Annotated in this window: 15 protein-coding genes; 3 read left to right on the top strand and 12 right to left on the bottom strand. The window is 66.8% G+C overall.

Translation table 11 applies throughout. From position 1 onward, the window contains the following. Positions 1-58: 58 nt before the first annotated feature. The 5 genes from GV832_RS06035 to GV832_RS06015 form a co-directional block, all read right to left on the bottom strand. Positions 59-460, bottom strand: a complete 402-nt coding sequence (locus GV832_RS06035; RefSeq protein ID WP_168773930.1) for a c-type cytochrome — start codon at positions 458-460, stop codon at positions 59-61. A gap of 114 nt (positions 461-574) precedes the next feature. After that, the gene (locus tag GV832_RS06030; protein WP_168773929.1) at positions 575-1360 is read right to left on the bottom strand and encodes an FAD binding domain-containing protein; all 786 of its coding nucleotides are present in this window, start codon (positions 1358-1360) and stop codon (positions 575-577) included. A 10-nt stretch (positions 1361-1370) separates the two neighbouring features. Continuing rightward, positions 1371-3764: a xanthine dehydrogenase family protein molybdopterin-binding subunit gene (locus tag GV832_RS06025; RefSeq protein WP_168773928.1), complete on the bottom strand. Its 2394-nt coding sequence runs from the start codon at positions 3762-3764 to the stop codon at positions 1371-1373. A gap of 4 nt (positions 3765-3768) precedes the next feature. After that, positions 3769-4248 (bottom strand): (2Fe-2S)-binding protein, encoded by a 480-nt coding sequence (locus GV832_RS06020; protein ID WP_168773927.1) that lies wholly within the window; start codon positions 4246-4248, stop codon positions 3769-3771. Next, complete coding sequence (locus GV832_RS06015) at positions 4245-4799, bottom strand: SRPBCC family protein (RefSeq protein WP_168773926.1); 555 nt, start codon at positions 4797-4799, stop codon at positions 4245-4247. The genes GV832_RS06020 and GV832_RS06015 overlap by 4 nt, the downstream gene beginning before the upstream one ends. Before the next feature lie 110 nt (positions 4800-4909). Between GV832_RS06015 and GV832_RS06010 the strand changes: the two genes are divergently transcribed. The 3 genes from GV832_RS06010 (at position 4910) to GV832_RS06000 (ending at position 9062) form a co-directional block, all read left to right on the top strand. Further along, entirely contained in the window at positions 4910-5578 is a 669-nt protein-coding gene (locus GV832_RS06010) for a response regulator transcription factor (protein WP_168773925.1), read from the top strand. Positions 5579-5757: 179 nt separating this feature from the next. Further along, the gene (locus tag GV832_RS06005) at positions 5758-6903 is read left to right on the top strand and encodes an FIST N-terminal domain-containing protein (protein ID WP_168773924.1); all 1146 of its coding nucleotides are present in this window, start codon (positions 5758-5760) and stop codon (positions 6901-6903) included. Beyond that, positions 6900-9062 carry a hybrid sensor histidine kinase/response regulator gene (locus GV832_RS06000; RefSeq protein ID WP_168773923.1) on the top strand — a complete coding sequence of 721 codons (2163 nt, stop codon included), beginning with the start codon at positions 6900-6902 and terminating at the stop codon, positions 9060-9062. Before GV832_RS06005 ends, GV832_RS06000 begins: the two co-directional genes overlap by 4 nt. Positions 9063-9220: 158 nt before the next feature. Here GV832_RS06000 and GV832_RS05995 read toward each other — a convergent pair whose 3' ends face one another. From GV832_RS05995 to rpoD, 7 genes are all read right to left on the bottom strand, one after another. Then, positions 9221-10204, bottom strand: a complete 984-nt coding sequence (locus GV832_RS05995; protein WP_168773922.1) for a molybdopterin-binding protein — start codon at positions 10202-10204, stop codon at positions 9221-9223. Continuing rightward, a complete protein-coding gene (locus GV832_RS05990; RefSeq protein WP_168773921.1) occupies positions 10201-11139 on the bottom strand; it encodes an XdhC family protein in 939 nt (312 codons plus the stop codon). Before GV832_RS05990 ends, GV832_RS05995 begins: the two co-directional genes overlap by 4 nt. 19 nt (positions 11140-11158) lie before the next feature. Beyond that, positions 11159-12400: a vWA domain-containing protein gene (locus GV832_RS05985; protein WP_435531742.1), complete on the bottom strand. Its 1242-nt coding sequence runs from the start codon at positions 12398-12400 to the stop codon at positions 11159-11161. Further along, positions 12397-13305 (bottom strand): AAA family ATPase, encoded by a 909-nt coding sequence (locus tag GV832_RS05980; RefSeq protein ID WP_168773919.1) that lies wholly within the window; start codon positions 13303-13305, stop codon positions 12397-12399. The genes GV832_RS05985 and GV832_RS05980 overlap by 4 nt, the downstream gene beginning before the upstream one ends. A 64-nt stretch (positions 13306-13369) precedes the next feature. Beyond that, positions 13370-13639 carry an HlyU family transcriptional regulator gene (locus GV832_RS05975; RefSeq protein WP_168773918.1) on the bottom strand — a complete coding sequence of 90 codons (270 nt, stop codon included), beginning with the start codon at positions 13637-13639 and terminating at the stop codon, positions 13370-13372. A 279-nt stretch (positions 13640-13918) separates the two neighbouring features. Then, positions 13919-14503: a hypothetical protein gene (locus GV832_RS05970; RefSeq protein WP_168773917.1), complete on the bottom strand. Its 585-nt coding sequence runs from the start codon at positions 14501-14503 to the stop codon at positions 13919-13921. Between the two features lie 46 nt (positions 14504-14549). Further along, a complete protein-coding gene (rpoD, locus tag GV832_RS05965; RefSeq protein ID WP_168773916.1) occupies positions 14550-16550 on the bottom strand; it encodes an RNA polymerase sigma factor RpoD in 2001 nt (666 codons plus the stop codon). Positions 16551-16556: the final 6 nt, after the last annotated feature.

Here is a 16556-nt window from a genome sequence, read left to right as displayed (position 1 = left end):
CCCGCCGCGTAGCCCGGGGTATACCCCGGGGCTCCCGGAGCGGTGGGTTTCACCCGCCCTACTCCTGCACACTCGCCAAGTAATTCGCGATCTCCACCAGCCTCTCCGGCGTCGGCGTCGCAATCCCGTCGCCGCTGTCGAAGAGCACCGTCTTGCTCTCCATCAGCGGTTCGAACTTCGGCATGATCTCGGAGGGCGCGGCGCCCCGCTCATAGCCCCAGATCTTGCTCATCACATAAGCCGCAGGAAAAACCCCGCCGTTGTGCGAGGCCAGCCCCGTCAGATCGGCGGGCGGGTGGTCGAGGCCTTGCGCCAGCGGCCCATGGCCCTTGGCATCCGACCCATGGCAGGGCGCGCAGAGCTCGTTGAAATCGGCGGCGCCTTGCATATGCGAGACGGGCCCCTGCCCCGGCACGCAGGCCGCCAGCGCCAAAATCCCCATGAATAGTCCCTTGCGCATCGCTGCCTCCTGCCTGTTTCGCTGGGGACAGCTTGCAGGGCCTGACGGCCTCGCACCTTGATCCAAAGCAAAAAGGGAGGCCGAGGCCCCCCTTTTCATCCGGTTTTCCACCCCTTACGACGCAGCCACCGCCCGGGCCGTCATCACCGCGACCAGGTTGGCGCGGTAGGCGGGGGTGCCGTGGAGGTCGGCGATCATGCCATCGGGCGAGACCTTCAGCCCCTTGACCGCCGAAGCGTCGTAATTGGCCGAGAGGGCGGCCTCTCCCTCGCTCCAGCGGAAGACGCCATCGTTGGAGGCTCCAGTGACCGCAACCCGCACCTTTGCGCCGTATTTCGCCACGAAGACCCCGGTCAGGGAGAAGCGCGAGGCGGGCTGTTCGAACTTGGCATAGGCCGCGCGCTCGGGGATGGGGAAGCGCACCGCGACGATGATCTCGCCTTCCTCCAGGGCGGTGGTGAACATGCCCTGGAAGAAGTCGTCGGCCGCGATCTCGCGGCGGTTGGTGACCACGGTCGCCCCGCAGGCGAGGACCGCCGAAGGGTAGCAGGCGGCCGGGTCGTTGTTGGCGACCGAGCCGCCGATGGTGCCGCGGTTCCTGACCGCGGGGTCACCGATTCCGCCCGCCAGCGTGGCGAGGCCCGGGAAGACCCCGGCGGCGGCCTTGGCGACCTCGGCATGGGTCGTGGCCGCGCCCACGGTCATGACGCCCCCCGCCACCGACACCCCTTTCAGCGCAGCGATCCCGGTCAGAGAGACCAGCACCGAGGGCGCAGCAAGGTTCTGTTTCATCGAGGCAATCAGCGTCTGGCCACCCGACAGAGCCTGAGCCCCCGGGGCGCCCAGCGCCGCAACCGCTTCCGCCACCGAGGCGGGTTTCACGAAGTCGAAGTTTTGCATTTGACCCTCCTCAGCCCTGGATCGCCGCCCAGACCCGCTGGGGGCTGACGGGCATGTCGATATGTTTGACGTGGGTGATCCCGCCCCGGTGCAGGGCGTCGATCACGGCGTTGACGACGGCGGGGGGCGAGCCGATGGCCCCCGCCTCGCCGCAGCCCTTCACGCCCAGAGGATTGTGCGTGCAGGGCGTCTGGCAGGAATAGTCGACGTTGTAGAAGGGAACGTCGCTGGCCCTTGGCATGGCGTAATCCATGTAGGAGCCGGTCAGGAGCTGGCCGGTCTCGTCATAGGTCGTGCTCTCCAAGAGCGCCTGGCCGATGCCCTGACCGACGCCGCCATGGACCTGGCCCTCGACGATCATCGGGTTCATCACGTTGCCGAAGTCGTCGGCGCAGTGGAAGGCCTCGATCGTCACCTTGCCGGTGTCGGGGTCGACCTCGGCTTCACACAGGTAAGCACCTGCGGGATAGGTGAAGTTGGCGGGGTCGTAGAAGGCGGTCTCCTCGAGGCCCGGTTCCAGGGTCTCCAAGGGGTAGTTGTGGGGGACGTAGGCCGAGAAGGCGATCTCGCCGAAGGTTTTCGCCTTGTCGGTGCCAGCCACCTGGAACTTGCCGGCCTCGAAGGTGATATCGGCTTCCGAGGCCTCGAGCATATGGGCCGCGATCTTCTTGCCCTTGGCGACGATCTTGTCGATGGCCTTGGTCATGGCGACGCCGCAAACCGCGAGCGACCGCGAGCCATAGGAGCCCATGCCGAAGGGGATTTTGGAGGTGTCGCCATGGACGATCTCGATAGAAGACTCGGGAACCCCGAGCTTCTCCGCCGCGATCTGGGCGAAGACCGTCTCATGCCCCTGCCCATGGCTGTGGGCGCCGACCATGATCGAGATATTGCCGGTCGCATTCACCCGCACGGTCGCCGCGTCGTAAAGGCCGACACGGGCGCCGAGGATGCCCACGAGGTGAGAGGGCGCGATGCCGCAGGCCTCGATCCAGGTGGAGAGGCCAAGGCCCCTCAGCTTGCCCTTCTTGGCACTGGCCTGACGGCGCGCCTCGAAGCCCGCGACATCGGCGATCTCGATGACTTTATCCAGCGTGGCCTGGTAGTTGCCCGTGTCATAGGCGAGGCCCACCGGGGTCGTGTAGGGGAACATGTCGGGGGTGATGAAGTTCTTGCGGCGGACCTCGAAGGGGTCGAGGCCCAGCTCGCGGCACATCTGATCGACCACGCGTTCGAGGCTGAAGGTCGCCTCGGGGCGGCCCGCGCCGCGATAGGCGTCGACCGGGGCGGTGTTGGTGAAGACCGTCTTCACGTTCACATAGACATGGGGGACCTTGTAGGGGCCAGCCATCAGCGTGCCGTGCAGGAAGGTCGGCGTGACGGTCGCGAAATTGGACAGGTAGGCGCCGACATTCGCATAGGTCTCGGTCCGGAAGGCGAGGAAAGTGCCGTCCTTCTCGCAGGCCAGTTCGATCTTGGTGACATGGTCGCGGCCATGGGCGTCAGACAGGAAGCTTTCCGAGCGTTCCGCCGTCCAGCGCACCGGGCGACCGAGTTTCTTGGCCGCCGCCAGCACCAGGGCCTCTTCGCCGTAGTGGTAGATCTTGGAGCCGAAGCCGCCGCCGACATCGGGGGCCACCACGGTCAGCTTGTTCTCGGGGATGCCCAGGACGAAGGCCGCCACCAGAAGCCGCGTCAGGTGGGGGTTCTGCGAGGTCGTGGTCAGCTTGTAATCCCCGGTGCCGGGGAAATATTCGCCGATGCTTGCGCGCGGCTCCATGGCGTTCGGCACCAGGCGGTTGTTCACCAGCTCCAGCGTGGTCACATGGGGGGCCTTGGCGAAGACCTCTTCGACCTTGGCGCGGTTGTCCTCGATCCAGCCCCAGTCATAGCAGAGATTGTCCGGGATCTCGTCATGGACGCGGTTTGACGCATCCGCCGCCGCAGCCTTCATGTCGATGATGGCGGGGAGTTCCTCGATATCGGTGTCATCGGCCAGCTGTTGAGCCGCCGCCCGCCCCTGCTCATAGGTCTCGGCCACGATGGCGGCATAGGCGTCGCCGACATGGCGGACCTTGCCATGGGCCAGCACCGGGCGCTTGGGCTCACGCATGGGTTCCCCATTGCGCGACTTGATCAGCCAGCCCGCGGGATTGCCGCCGACGTCCTTGAAATCCTCGCCGGTGAAGATCGCCAGCACGCCGGGCATGGCCGCAGCCGCCTCGGTGTTGATCGCCTTGATGCGACCATGGGCGACCTGGGAGCGGACGAAGACCGCATAGGTCTGGCCCGCGATCTTCAGGTCATCGGTATAGACGCCCCGCCCGGTCAGGAAGCGGATATCCTCGCGGCGCTTCATGGGGGCGCCGATCCCGCTGGTCTTGGCTTCGAAATCCTTGGGCATGAGCTTACTCCGCGGCCATGGAAACGTCCTGGCCGGAAGCGGCCATGACTGCTTTGACGATGTTGTGATACCCGGTGCAGCGGCAGATGTTGCCCTCCAGGTGGTGGCGGACCTCGGCCTCGGTCGGCTTGGGGTTGACCGCCAGAAGGGCCGCCGAGGCCATCACCATGCCCGGCGTGCAGAAGCCGCATTGCAACCCGTGGTGGTCCTGGAATGCCTGCTGGACGCGGCCCAGGGTGCCATCGGCATTGGCCATGCCCTCGATCGTGGTGACCTGCGCCCCTGCCACGTCAGCGGCAAAGATCGTGCAGGATTTCACCTGCTTGCCATCGACATGCACGGTGCAGGCGCCGCATTGGCTGGTGTCGCAGCCGATATGGGTGCCGGTGAGGCTCAGGGTCTCGCGCAGGAAGGTCGACAGGAGCGTGCGGCCCTCGACCTCTCCGCTCATGGGCTTCCCGTTGACGGTCAGTGATACTTTCATGCGTCTCCTCCCTCTGCCGTCTCTGCGGCGGTGTCCTTTTTCCCCCAAAGCCGGCCGAGCCAGCCCTGCTTCTTCTCCTCGGGCTCCGGCTCCGTCGTTTTCGCGTCGGGCGGCCCGCCGACCTTGGCCGCGAAATTCTCGAAGAACTGGTCGGCGAGCTTCTTGGTAAACCCGTCGATGATGCGCGAGCCCAGTTGCGCGAGCTTGCCGCCGACATTGGCCTTGACCTCATAGGTCAGAAGCGTGCCCTCGCCATCCGGGGCCAGCGACACTTTCGCGCCACCCTTGGCAAAGCCCGCAGCCCCGCCCTTGCCCTCTCCGGTGATGGTCAGGCTTTGCCCGGCCACGATGTCCGAAAGCGTCACGACACCGGTAAAGCGGGCGGACACGGGCCCGACCTTTTGCACCACGACGGCCTCGTATCCCGCCTCGACCGAGCCGGTCAGGCTCTCGCAGCCCGGGATGCACGCGGCCAGGACCTCGGGATCGAGGATCGCGGGCCACACCACGTCGGGACGCGCCGCGATGTGGCGGCTGTCTGACAGTTCCATGAAGTTCCTCCCTTTGGGTCAGGCTAGCCCCTGCGCGAGGCCCGCGCCATTAGACCTCAGTCGTAGAAGGGGGGGCTTGGCCCGGGGCCGCAGGGTGATAGGATAGCCCCATGGACCCTTCGCGCGCCCCCTTCCGCTCGGCCCTGATCGTCGAGGATCATCCGCTCTTCGGCGAGGCGCTCGGGCTGACCCTGAGGAATTTCATCGGCATCGAAGAGATCGCCATAGCAGACCGGCTGGCCGATGCGCTGGAGCGGCTGAAGACGGTCAAACCCGATGTCATTTGCCTGGACCTGCATCTGCCCGACGTGACGGGGCTCGAGGGTCTGATCCGCCTGCGGCAAGAGGCGCCCGACGTGCCGCTGGTCGTGGTCTCCTCCCTGGCCGAGCCAAGGGTCATCGCGGCGGCCCTGGCGGCGGGGGCGCAGGGCTTCATCCCGAAACACGCCGGGCGCGAGACCTTTGCGGCGGCTTTCGAAGCCCTGGGCGCGGGACGCGTCTTCACGCCCGAGGGCTATGAGCCGGGCCTCGGACTTGAAGGCCCCGGCGAGGGCGAGACCATCGCCCGGCTCAAGACCCTGACGCGGCAACAGGCCTTGATCCTGCAACGCATTTGCGCGGGCAAGCCCAACAAGGTCATCGCCTGGGAGCTGTCGGTGGCCGAGACCACGGTCAAGGCCCATGTCACGGCGATCATGCGCAAGCTGGGGGTGACGAGCCGGACCCAGGCGGTCCTGATGGCGGGAGGGGTCAATTTCACGCAGCTCCTGGAGGGGTGAGCGGGGGCGGGCCTTGGGGGGGCACACCCTCGGACCCGTGGCAAAGCCGGGGGTTTCACACCCCCGGACCCGTGGCAAAGCCGGGGGTTTCACACACCCGGACCCCCGTGGGATATTTGAGCAGTGTGAAAGAGAAAGTGGCGGCGGGGGCAGCGCATGCCAGGGGAGAGGGAGGCGGGATGGAAGAGCTGGTGCGGCGGGCGGAGGTCTCGGCCTGGTCGGGGGATGTGGCGGGGACTTTGGCCCGGGGCCTGGGGCCGGGGCCCTTTGCCGAGGTCCTGCTCTTTTGCTCGCCCAAGGCCGAGATCGGACGAATCGCTCAGGGCGCGGCCCTGGCCTGGCCGGGGGCAAGGGTCGTGGGCTGCACCACGGCGGGAGAGATCGGGGCGGGGGGCTATACCGAAGAGACGGTCGTGGCCCTGGGCCTGCCCACCAGTCATTTCGCGGTCGAGACGGTGTTTCTGCCGGACCTCGGCGGCATCTCGCGCGAGGGACTGGTGGCCGAGCTGATCCGGGCCCGCGAAAGGCTGGCCCAGGCGCGCCCGCTTTGGCCGGGTGAGTTCGCCTTCGTCATGGTCGATGGCCTGTCCATGCGCGAGGACGAGCTGGCCGCCGCGCTGGCCATGGGGCTTGGGCCGGTGCCCTTGTTCGGCGGATCGGCCGGCGACGGGCTGGATTTCCGAGCGACCTTCGTCATCGCGGGGGGGAGGGTCTGGCGCGATGCGGCGGTGGTCTCCTTCGTGCGGACCGCCTGCGGGGTCAGGGTCTTTTCGCTCGATCACCTGGTGCCTTCCGAGGTGCGGATGGTGGTGACCGAGGCGGACCCCTCGGCCCGGGTGGTGCGCCAGATCAATGCCGAGCCCGCGGCGCTGGCCTATGCGCGGCTTCTGGGCAAGGACCCTGGCCAGCTGACGACCTTTACCTTTGCCGCCCATCCGGTTGTCGTGCGCCTGGGGGGGCGGCATCATGTGCGGTCGATCCAGCGGATGCTGCCCAATGGCGACCTGGTCTTCTTCTCGGCCATCGACGAGGGCCTGGTGCTGCGCCTGGCCGAGCCGATGAACATGGCCCGCCACCTGGAAGACGAGCTCGACCGCCTGGGCCAGCCCGGGGCGATCCTGGCCTGCGACTGCATCCTGCGCCGGATCGAGGCCGAGGAGAAACAGGTGGCCGGAGAGCTTTCGCGCATCTTGCAGCGCCATCGGGTCACGGGATTCTCGACCTATGGCGAGCAGTTCGGCGCGCTGCATGTCAACCAGACGATGACCGGCGTGGCGCTTTACGCGCCGGGCTCAGAGGGGGCGCCTTGCGCGCCGGAGGCATGATGCATCCGCTGATCAACCCCTCCGATACTCCGGAAGTCTCCCGCGACAAGCTTGTCACCATCGCCGAGGCCCTGATGCGCCGGGTGGAGGAGGCCAGTGACGACCAGGGCGCGGCCTATGCGCAGTTTCAGCGCGCGGTTCTTCTGGAAGACCAGGTCCGCGCCCGCACTGCCGACCTGGAACGCGCGCTCGACATGCTGAACCGCTCGAACGCCCGGCTGGGCGAGGCCATGGCCGAGGCCGAGGCCGCGCGCGGGAACCTCGCCTCTGCCATCGAGACGGTCGAGGACGGCTTTGCGCTGTTTGACGGCGCCGACCGGCTGGTCCTGGCCAATGCGCGCTTTGGCCGGCCCCTGCGCAATGTCCATGGCCAGCTGAAACCCGGCATGGCCTTTGCCGATTATGTCCGCGCGGTCTCGCTCTCGGAGGACCTCTTGCGCCAGGCCGGTGAGGCGCCCGAGGACTGGGCGCGGCGTCGGATGGAGCGTCACGCCGACCGGGCCGTCACCTTCATCGTGGCGCTGACGGGGGACCGCTGGCTCCAGGTCAGCGAACATCGGACGGGCGAGGGCGGCACGGTGATCCTGCACACCGACCTGACCCAGGTGATCCGCACGGAGCGGCTGGAGCGCGGCAAGCTCCTGGACGACCAGGCGATCCGGGTCAAGGCGACGCTGGATCACCTGACGCAAGGGGTGGGGGTCTTTGACGCGGGCGAAAGGCTCGTGGGCTTCAACCGGCGGCTGGCGGAGGTTCTGTCTTTGCCCCTGGCCCGCCTGCCCGTGGGGCTGGAGTTCGCAGCCCTTCTGGCCCAGGTCGCGGGGATGGAGGTGCGGGGGGCGACGCTGTCCCAGGTTGCCGCCTGGGCCGCCCTGCGCGAGCCGCGCCCGGCCCTGGCCTTCGAGCTGATGCGAGCCAATGGCCATGTCGTCTCGGTCCAGGGCCAGGACATGCCGGATCGGGGCTTCGTGGTCTCCTTCTCGGACATCACCGCCGAAAGGGTGGCCCAGCGCGCCCTGGCCGAGGCCAACGAGACGCTGGAGCGACGGGTGGCGGCGCGGACCGAAGAGCTGGCCGAGGCCCTGGCCCGCGCCGAACAGGCCAATGCCGCCCGCGCGCGGTTCGTCGCCGCCGCAAGCCATGACCTCTTGCAGCCCTTGTCGGCGGCGAAGCTCTTCCTGGCCAGTCTCGCCGATGAGGCCCTGCCCTGGCGCGCGGGCGAGACGGTGATCAAAGCGCGCAATGCGCTCTCGTCGGTCGAGGAGATCCTGGCAGCGCTCTTGGACATATCCAAGCTGGAGAGCGGGCGGGCGGCGCTGGATGTGGGGGCAGTGGCCCTGGGGCCCCTGCTTGCACGGCTGCGGGATGAATTCGGACCCATGGCGGCGCGCAAGGGGCTGGACTTCAAGGTCCTGGCCTCGGGCGCGGTGGTGGATTCGGATGCGACCTATCTGCGGCGCATCCTGCAGAACCTGATCGGCAATGCGATCCGCTATACGGCGTCGGGCCGGGTCCTGGTGGGGGTGCGGCATCTCTCGGGCGCGGTCCGGGTCGAGGTGATCGACACCGGGCCCGGGATACCCCAGGCCGAGCGCCAGGCGATCTTCCGCGAGTTCCACCGGCTTGGCGCCCGGGCCTCGGCCAGCGAGGGGATGGGGCTTGGCCTTGCCATCGTCGAGCGGGCCTGCGCTTTGCTGGGCCATCCCCTGGCGCTGGACACCGAGCTGGGGCGGGGCTCGCGCTTTGCGGTGACCCTGCCGCTGGCGGAGGGAGAGCTTCGGGCCGTGGCGGTGCCCGAGGGGGCTCCGCAGGGCCTGGGCGACCTGATCGTCCTCTTGGTGGAAAACGACGCGGAACTCCGCCGGGCGCTGGCGCTTTTGCTGGAGGGCTGGGGGGTGCAGGTCATCGAGGCCGCCTCGGGCGAGGAGGCGCTGGCGCTCTTGGACGAGATCGGCATCCTGCCCGACCGGGGGCTGATCGATTACCGCTTGGGCGCGGGGATGGATGGGCTGGCGGTGGCGGAGCGCTTGCGGGCGGCGGGCATGGCGGTCAGGCTCATCACGGCGGATCGGTCGGAGGCCTTGCGTGGCGGGCGGGTGGGGGTTCTGCCCAAGCCGATTGCGCCCGGGGCCCTGGCGGCGTTTCTGCGGGACGGCTGAAGGGGGGCGCTGCCCCCAAACCCCCGGGATATTTGGGCAAGTATGAAAGGGGCGGGGGCGCGGCGGATCGGTCGCAAGGGAGTATTTGGGCCAAATTGAAAGGGGGGCCGCAGCCTTACTGGCGGCAAGAGAGTATTTGGGCCAAGTTGAAAGGGGGGTCAGGGCTTTTCGCGGAGCTGGCCCCTGATCGGGATTTCCTTCAACAGGCCGCCGACTCCCATGGCGGCGATGTCGTCGTCGGTGACTTGCAGGCCGCAGGCCACGCGCTCCAGCACCCAATCCGCGCCGTTGAGCGCCGGGGAGCGGGTGCAGCCGGGGAGGCCGATGACAGGGGTGGCGCCAAGGCTCCCCAGGAAGAGCAGGTTGCCGGGGTCGACGGGCATGCCGAAGCGCTGGACATGGCCGCCCGCACGGCGGAGCGCCTGGGGGGCGGTGTCGTAGAGGTCGGAAGTGGCGGCGCCGGTCAGGATCAGGATCAGGTCGGCGGAGGAGCCGGCGATGGCCTCGGCGATGGCTTGCTCGTCATGGGGCAGGCGGTGGGTCTCGGTGAGGGTCATACCGAGGCGCGCCAGGCGCCGCGCGATGGCGTCGCGGCCCTTCTGCAAGAGCTTGTCGGGGGTGACGGTGGAGGTCAGGATCAGGCAGGCGCTTGGCCTTGTCACGGGCAGGATGCGCAGCTTCGGGGCGCGGAGGAGCGCCTCGGCCAGGCTATCCCCCGCCACGGCATAGGTGATCACCTTGACCGTGCCGACCAGGGTGCCGGGCGAGACGCGGGCATGGAGCGGCAGGGTGGCCAGCGTCAAGGCCGGGTCGAGGCGGTTCAGGGCGAGGACCTCGGCAGGGTCCAGCGCCAGGATCCCGGGCCGTGTCGCGGTCAGGTTCACCCTTCCCGCATGGGGGGGGGTCAGGGCGAGGCCCGGGTCATCGGGCAAGAGCGCCTTGGCCAAGAGGGCTGCGGCCTCGTTCTCGGGGATATCGCCGGGGGCGAGTTCGGCGGTGGTCAGTTCGGCCAGGTGCGACAGCGCCGCCAGGTCCTCCGCCGTCAGGACCTTGCCCTTGGGGATCTTGCCCTGGGCGCCCTGTTCGGAATGGGCGAGGATATGGCCCAAGGCGCTTTCACGGGGGACGGGGCCGAATTTCATGGCCGGCGCAGGCTCTCGATGATCTGCGCCAGGATCGAGACGGCGATTTCGGCCGGCGTCGCCGCGCCGATGTTCAGGCCCACGGGCGCGCGCAGGCGGGATGTGTCCAGGCCCTGCAGGCGGTCCAGACGTTTGGCATGGGTGCGGGTCGAGCCCAGGCAGCCGATGTAGAAGGCGGGGGAGGCAAGGGCCGCCCTCAGCCCCGGGTCGTCGAGCTTGGGGTCATGGGTCAGGGTCACGATGGCGGTGCGGGCGTCGGGGGCGAATTCCGTTAGCGCCTCGTCCGGCCAATCATGCGAAAGCCTGGTGCCGGGGAAACGGGCCTCGGCGCCAAAGGCCTCACGCGGGTCGATGACCAGCGTGTCGAAACCGCAGGCCTGGGCCATGGGGACCAGGTGCTGAGCGATATGGACCGCGCCGATCACCGCAAGCCGCAGGGGCGGGTTGTGGATATGGGTGAAGATGTCCTCGGTGACCCCGGACTTGTCGGCGCGGAAAAGGGCGGCGGTTTCCGCGTCAGGAGCGACGAGGCGGCGCTCCCAGGTGGAAAGGTTGACCTGGTAGGCCACAGGCGTCCGGGCCGCCCGATGCGCGACGAGTTCCGCCAGAAGCGCCTCGGGCAAGGCGCCCAGGGGCTCCAGGAGGATGCGGATCGTGCCACCGCAAGCTAGGCCCACGGCGAAGGCCTGGTCATCGGTCACGCCAAAGGTCAGGACGCGGGGGCGCAGGTCCTCCAGCGCGACCATGGCCTCTTCGACCACCGCGCCCTCGACGCAGCCGCCCGAGACCGAGCCCTCCATCGCCATCTGCCCATCGATCACCAGCTGAGACCCCACGCGGCGCGGCGCCGAGCCCCAGGTCTCGATCACGGTGGCAAGGACGGCGCCACGGCCTGCGCGGTGCCACTCAAGGGCCAGTTCGGGGAAGTTTTCCATGGGCGGAGTGTGCCTCTTTTCAGCCGTCGCGCAAGTGGGAGAGGAGCCGGTCGCGCTCGCCCCGGTCCTGGGGGTCGGAGATGGCGCGGGCGAGGCCCTCGAGCGTGGCGATGGAATGGCCCGCGCGGAAGGCGTCGCAATGGGGCAGCATGGCGCGGATGCCTTGGGCTTTCGGCAGAAAGCCGTCCCAGCGCAAGAGGGGGTTCACCCAGATCAGGCGGCGGGCCGAAAGGCTCAGGCGCTTCATCTCGAAGGAAAGCGCCTCGGGCGGGTCGCGGTCGAGCCCGTCCGAGATCAGGAGGACCACCGCCCCCTGCCCCAGGACGCGGCGGCTCCAGTCCTGGTTGAAGGCATGCAGGCACTGGCCGATCCGCGTGCCGCCCTGCCAGTCCTGCGCCTCGGCCCCCGCAGCGGCCAGCGCGGCATCCACGTCGCGCTGATGCAGATGGCGGGTGATGTTGGTCAGCCTGGTGCCGAAGGTGAAGGCATGGACCTGGGCCCAGCCCTGCCCCCTCGCATTCATCACGGCATGGAGGAAATGCAGCACCATGCGGGAATACTGGCTCATCGAGCCCGAGATATCGCAAAGCGCCACCAGGTTCGGCCACTTCAGCCGGGGGTTCTGAAAGGCCAAGCGCCCGAGGTCGCCGCGCCGCAGGGCCGCGCGCATCGTGGCGGCGCGGTCGACCCTCGCCTGGCCGCCGGGGGTCATCCGGCGGGACACCAGCGGCTGCACCGGCAGCGTGAGCCGCGCGAGCATCCTTTTGGCCTCGGCGATTTCCTCCACCGACATCTGTTCGAAATCGAGCGTCCTCAGGCGTTCGGTCGCCGCCGCCGTGGCCGAGGCATCGATCTCGATCTCCTCCTCGCCCTCTTCCTGGGGCGGAGGCGGGGGCAGGTCCAGAAGCGACTGGGCCGCGCGCTTTTCCCCGGGGGCAGCCTTGCGCTCGTTGTAAGAGCCCTTCACCTGGGGCAGCATCAGGCTCATCATATGGTCAAGGTAACGCGGATCGCGCCAGTAAAGCCGGAAGACCTGTTCGAAGACCAGGCGCTCTTCGGGCTTGGAGACGAAGCAGGCATGCAGCGTCCAGAAGAAATCGGCGCGGGAGGTGAAAGGGGCGGCCTGGACCGCCTCCAGCGCCTGAAGGATGCGGCCGGGGCCAAGCCGGAAGCCCGCCTTGCGCAGCGCCCGGGCGAAATGGGTGATGTTCTGGGCGAGCCTGCCGTCGTCCTGAACGGTCAGCTCCGGGAGCTCCATCACGCCATTTCCAGCTGGCTGCGGATCTCGTCCAGCATCTTCTTCGCGGGCGCGCCCTCGATGCGCTGGATGTCGTCCTGGTATTTCAGGATGGCCCCGAGCGTATCGCCGATGACCTCGGGCGAGAGGGTCAGGGCGTCCAAAGCCAGGAGGCACTTGGCCCAGTCGATGGTCTCGGCTACCCCCGGCCGCTTGAAGAGATCCTCACGGCGCAGGCGCTGGACGAAGGCCACGGCCTGGGCGGAGAGGGTCTGGCTGAGCCCCGGGATGCGCGACTGCAGGATCTGCATCTCGCGTTCGAAGCCCGGGTAATCGACCCAGTGGTAAAGGCAGCGGCGTTTGAGCGCGTCATGGACCTCGCGCGTGCGGTTCGAGGTCAGGATGACGATGGGCGGGGTCTCGGCGCGGATCGTGCCAAGCTCGGGGATGGTGACCTGGAAGTCGGAAAGCGCCTCGAGGAGGAAGGCCTCGAAGGGCGCATCGGTGCGGTCGATCTCGTCGATCAAGAGGACGGGCGGGCCGCCGGGTTGCGGGCGCATGGCGGCGAGGAGGGGCCGTTCGATCAGGAAGCGGTCGGAGAAGAGGTCGGATTCCAGCCTGGCGCGGTCCTGGTCTCCGGTGGCCTCGGCGGTGCGAAGGGCGACCATCTGGGCCGCGAAGTTCCAATCGGCCACGGCGGTCGTGGCATCCAGCCCCTCGTAGCATTGCAGGCGGATCAGGCGGCGGCCGAGCGCCTGGGCGATGGTCTTGGCGATCTCGGTCTTGCCGGTCCCGGCCTCGCCCTCGAGGAAGAGCGGCCGGCCGAGCTTCAGGGCGAGGAAGGTGACGGTCGAAAGCGCCCGGCCCGGGACATAGCCTTGGGATGCAAGCAGGGTCTCGACGGCGTCGATGGAAGAGATGTCGGTCATATGGGCCTCCCTGGGCGGAGGCTAGGGGATGGCGGCCCCGGGTCAAGGGCGACCAAGGTGGGGGTCAGGAGAAGATCGTGTCGCCCAGCTGGTCGATGGCGAGCCTGGCCTTGGCCAGGGAGGCCTCGGTCGCGTCATCGAGCGAGGCGTGGATGTCGGAGCGGATCAGGTTGTGGGTCCGGGTTTGCCCGTCGAAGTCCTTCTCGATCCGGGCAGCGACGCGGAAGCCGCCGGGGGCCTTCTGCGGCTCGGGGAAGATGCGGCAGTCCTTGTGGAGGATGGGGTCTTGGGTTTTCGCGGGGGCTTTGCCGAAGAGGCGGGCGAGGAGGGACATTTGGGGCTCCGTTTTGCGGCCCAGGATGGGGGATTTTGGGGGCGGGGAAAAGGGGGCGCGCGAAATCAGCGGGCTTGCACGCGTGCAAGAGGGGGCAAGGTGTTGAAATCCTTGGATTTCGCGGATGTCGTTCAGGATTTGTTAGGGATTTGGGGCTGGTCGGCGGAGTCAGGGGCTCAAGGTGGCGGTAGGGGGGGTGATGTCACGTTGCTTTGCGGCGGGGTGGTGCGTGCAAGCATGCAGCCCACGCATGCGGAGAGTCCCGGCTTACAGAGGAAATCAGATCTCTCGGGAATGGCGGGCAATCAAATCCGACCACGTTGGGTGCGGAGGAACGAGATCACCAAAGACAAGGCTTACCTTTGGATGACCAACCAGTCCAATTTCACAATCTCCGTTCCACCACTTTTCCTTTAGTTCCGGCTGGACCGCGATGCTACGATCTCCGATGATAAGCGGTCCATTGAAGCGCATAACAAAATTCATTGCCTTTGGTGACGCGACCGCAGCCAATAGATTAGCATGAAGGGAAGCCATTTGGCGTTCTGGAAGGAAAAAGCAGAATGACAAGTGCCCACTATTCAAGAAAAGAGTTCCACTGAAGTCCCAATCACCCGAGGACTTGATACCGCAGTAAGTCCAGCTTTCAGTCAAAATCCGTTTAGGCTCTTCCGGTCCACCGCATCGAAAATCCAGAGACGCCGTAAAACCCAACAACTCTTCTTCTTCGAAGAGTTCAAATTCTGGATTTTGCTGAACTTGGTAAGCCTCAGGTAGATGCCATAGAGCTTTTGACGAGATGCGAGGCCCCTCTTCACAAAGAGCATCTATCCCAAAATCAGAACAAGCAACTTCCCAACGCATCAAACGACTCCCGAAAAAACAGGCGCCTATACGGCGCCTGCAATTCTCACTGATCCAGGAAGCTCCGCAGCTTCCGCGACCGGCTCGGATGCTTCAGCTTCCTGAGCGCTTTCGCCTCGATCTGCCGGATCCGCTCACGCGTCACCGAGAACTGCTGGCCGACCTCTTCCAGCGTGTGATCCGTGTTCATCCCGATGCCGAAGCGCATCCGCAGGACACGTTCTTCGCGCGGCGTCAGCGAGGCCAAAACCCGCGTCGTGGTTTCCTTCAGGTTCTCCTGAATGGCAGAATCCAAGGGCAGGATCGCGTTCTTGTCCTCGATGAAGTCGCCGAGCTGGCTGTCTTCTTCATCCCCGATGGGGGTTTCCAAAGAAATCGGCTCCTTGGCGATCTTCATCACCTTGCGGACCTTCTCCAGCGGCATCTGGAGCTTTTCGGCCAGTTCCTCGGGCGTGGGCTCGCGGCCGATCTCGTGGAGCATCTGGCGGCCGGTGCGGACCAGCTTGTTGATCGTCTCGATCATATGGACGGGAATACGGATCGTCCGGGCCTGGTCGGCGATGGAGCGCGTGATGGCCTGGCGGATCCACCAGGTCGCATAGGTCGAGAATTTATAGCCCCGGCGATACTCGAACTTGTCCACGGCCTTCATCAGGCCGATGTTGCCTTCCTGAATGAGATCAAGGAATTGCAGTCCACGGTTCGTGTATTTCTTGGCAATCGAGATCACCAGGCGCAGGTTGGCCTCGACCATTTCCTTCTTGGCCTGGCGCGCCTCTTTCTCGCCCTTTTGCACCTGGTTCACGATGCGGCGGAATTCAGAGATATCGACGCCGACATATTTGCCGACTTCGGCCATCTCGCCGCGCAGATCCTCGACGGCGGCGCGGCTCTTTTCGATCAGGACCTGCCAGCCGCGACCGGCCTTCTGGCCCATGCGCTCCAGCCAGGAGGGGTCGAGCTCGTAGCCCTGGTATTCGTCGATGAATTCGCGGCGGTTGATCCGCGCCGCATCGGCCAGCTTCACCATGCCGGAGTTGATCGACATGATGCGCTTGTTGATGCCGTAAAGCTGGTCGATCAGCGCTTCGATGCGGTTGTTGTGCAGGTGAAGTTCGTTCACCAGGACCACGATTTCGCTGCGGAGTTTCTGATAGGCGCTTTCGTCGGCGACCGAGAAACGGCCCTGGGCGGTCATCGCCGCCTCCATCCGCTTGCGCTGCATTTCGGCAAGCTTGGTATAGTCGCGCGCGATCAGGTCGAGCGTCTCAAGCACCTTGGGCTTCAGCGCCGCTTCCATCGCGGCCAAGGACATGGCGGTGCCGTCCTCGTCATCTTCCTCGTCCTCGGAGGGGCGGAAGATCGGGTTGCCATCGGCATCGAGCTCCGGCTCGGAGGCATTGCGGCGCGGCGCGGCCGGGGCGGCGGCGTCCAGGTCGATGCCCTCGAGCCCCTCGCCCACGATGCCATCTTCGCCCTCGAGCGAGCGGCCAAAGGTCGCCTCAAGGTCGATGACGTCGCGGAGGAGAATCTCTTCGGAGAGAAGTTCGTCGCGCCAGATGATGATGGCCTGGAAGGTCAGGGGGCTTTCGCAAAGCCCCGCGATCATCGTGTTGCGCCCGGCCTCGATCCGCTTGGCGATGGCGATCTCGCCCTCGCGCGACAGAAGCTCCACGCTGCCCATCTCGCGCAGATACATGCGCACCGGGTCATCGGTGCGATCCAGCGTTTCGGAGGTGCCCGAAACCACGGCCACTTCGCGCGAGGTGGAGGTTTCGACCAGTTCCCCGCCCTCGACCTCGACCTCTTCGCCCTCTTCGTTGTCGACGACGTTGATCCCCATTTCGGAGAGCATCGCCATGACATCCTCGATCTGTTCGCCCGAGGCCTGATCGGGCGGCAAGACGGCGTTCAGCTGGTCGTAGGTGACATAACCACGCTCTTTCGCCTCGGCGATCATGCGTTTGACCGCCGCCTGGCTCATGTCGAGCGAGACATCGGGCTCGTCGCCTTCGGGCTTCACGTCGTCGTTGTCTTTGATGGCCATGGGGGC

The organism is Stagnihabitans tardus (genome assembly GCF_009925085.1).
In the GTDB taxonomy this organism is placed as follows: Bacteria; Pseudomonadota; Alphaproteobacteria; order Rhodobacterales; family Rhodobacteraceae; genus Stagnihabitans; species Stagnihabitans tardus.
The sequence above is the reverse complement of the archived record's forward strand: the minus strand, read 5'-3'. Positions and strand labels throughout refer to the sequence as shown.

Bases quoted from the DNA above. Each gene is read 5' to 3' on its own strand.
- GV832_RS06035 (WP_168773930.1), bottom strand. From the start codon at position 460: ATGCGCAAGGGACTATTCATGGGGATTTTGGCGCTGGCGGCCTGCGTG.
- GV832_RS06030 (WP_168773929.1), bottom strand. From the start codon at position 1,360: ATGCAAAACTTCGACTTCGTGAAACCCGCCTCGGTGGCGGAAGCGGTT.
- GV832_RS06025 (WP_168773928.1), bottom strand. From the start codon at position 3,764: ATGCCCAAGGATTTCGAAGCCAAGACCAGCGGGATCGGCGCCCCCATG.
- GV832_RS06020 (WP_168773927.1), bottom strand. From the start codon at position 4,248: ATGAAAGTATCACTGACCGTCAACGGGAAGCCCATGAGCGGAGAGGTC.
- GV832_RS06015 (WP_168773926.1), bottom strand. From the start codon at position 4,799: ATGGAACTGTCAGACAGCCGCCACATCGCGGCGCGTCCCGACGTGGTG.
- GV832_RS06010 (WP_168773925.1), top strand. From the start codon at position 4,910: ATGGACCCTTCGCGCGCCCCCTTCCGCTCGGCCCTGATCGTCGAGGAT.
- GV832_RS06005 (WP_168773924.1), top strand. From the start codon at position 5,758: ATGGAAGAGCTGGTGCGGCGGGCGGAGGTCTCGGCCTGGTCGGGGGAT.
- GV832_RS06000 (WP_168773923.1), top strand. From the start codon at position 6,900: ATGATGCATCCGCTGATCAACCCCTCCGATACTCCGGAAGTCTCCCGC.
- GV832_RS05995 (WP_168773922.1), bottom strand. From the start codon at position 10,204: ATGAAATTCGGCCCCGTCCCCCGTGAAAGCGCCTTGGGCCATATCCTC.
- GV832_RS05990 (WP_168773921.1), bottom strand. From the start codon at position 11,139: ATGGAAAACTTCCCCGAACTGGCCCTTGAGTGGCACCGCGCAGGCCGT.
- GV832_RS05980 (WP_168773919.1), bottom strand. From the start codon at position 13,305: ATGACCGACATCTCTTCCATCGACGCCGTCGAGACCCTGCTTGCATCC.
- GV832_RS05975 (WP_168773918.1), bottom strand. From the start codon at position 13,639: ATGTCCCTCCTCGCCCGCCTCTTCGGCAAAGCCCCCGCGAAAACCCAA.
- GV832_RS05970 (WP_168773917.1), bottom strand. From the start codon at position 14,503: ATGCGTTGGGAAGTTGCTTGTTCTGATTTTGGGATAGATGCTCTTTGT.
- rpoD (WP_168773916.1), bottom strand. From the start codon at position 16,550: ATGGCCATCAAAGACAACGACGACGTGAAGCCCGAAGGCGACGAGCCC.